The organism is Nocardioides sp. B129/18 (assembly GCF_055282735.1).
This window is the reverse complement of the sequence record NZ_JBUZJI010000026.1, coordinates 51,730-52,872: the sequence shown is the minus strand read 5'-3', so window position 1 is coordinate 52,872 and position 1,143 is coordinate 51,730. Positions and strand designations below refer to the sequence as shown.

The 1,143-nt window shown below is 73.9% G+C and carries 1 protein-coding gene; it reads left to right on the top strand.

Annotated features, from left to right (window positions below; all coding sequences use genetic code 11):
• A partial coding sequence (locus ACZDWJ_RS16385) for an ABC transporter substrate-binding protein (RefSeq protein ID WP_463522617.1) occupies positions 1-1,143 on the top strand: 1,143 nt, incomplete at both ends.

Sequence of the window (1,143 nt, the reverse complement as noted above, 5' to 3'; positions counted from 1 at the left end):
GGCGGGCTCCGGCTCCGCCGGCGACGGCGCGGACGGCGGATCCCGGTCGAGCGGGACGGGTGCCGCCGGCGGCACGGGCGCCCGCGGCGGCTCGGCCGCCGACCCGACCAGCGGGGTCCGAGCGGGCTCGTGCGCCGGGTTCGCCGATCAGACCGGCATCACCGACTCCACGCTCACCCTGGCCAACGTCGCCGACATCACCGGGCCGGTGCCCGGGCTGTTCCAGGCCGCCCAGGACGCCGCCCAGGCCTTCATCGCCTACTACGACGCCAGCGGGCAACGCCTGCGCGGACGCCGCCTGAGGCTCGCGGCGCTCGACGCCCGCTCCGACGCCGGCGGCGACCAGCAGGCCTACGCGAAGGCCTGCACGTCCGCGTTCGCCGTCGTCGGCTCGGTCTCCAGCCAGGACCAGGGCGGTGCGGCGACGGCCGCCGGCTGCCGGATCCCCGACCTCCGCGCCTTCACCACGACCCCGGCCCGCAGCGCCTGCGCCACCTGCTTCGCCGCGTACACGATCCGGCCCAGCGAGATCGCCGCGTCGATGCCGCGCTATTGGCGCCGCACCGCGCCCGCCGCCACGGAGCACGCCGCGATGTTCTGGGTCGACGTCGAGGCCGCCTCGGTCAACGCCCGCAGCTTCGCGGCCGGCATGACCAGGGCCGGCTTCCGCTTCGACGTCCAGCAGGGCATCGCGACCTCGGAGTTCAACTACTCCCCCTACGTGCAGCTGATGAAGCAGGCCGGAACCCGGTTCGTCATGTACTTCGGGCCGTACCAGTTCGCGGTGCGGCTGCAGAAGGCGATGGCCCAGCAGAGCCTGAAGGTCGACGTCTACCTGGAGGACCCCACCATCTACGACCAGGGCTACGTCGACTCCGTCGGCGAGGCCGGCGACGGCTCCTACGTCTACTCGGTGGTGAACCTCCTCGACGACCGCTCCCTCCCCGAGATGGCGCTCTACCGGCAGTGGCTGCAGCAGGTGCGGCCGGGAGCCCAGCCCAACTACTACGGCCTGTTCGCCTGGTCGGCCACCCGCCTGCTGGTGCAGGAGGCGACGCGTCTCGGCGGCCGCCTCACCCGCGCCAGCCTCGTGGACGCCCTGCGCCGCGTCGACGACTGGCACGTGACGCCGGGCCTGGTCGG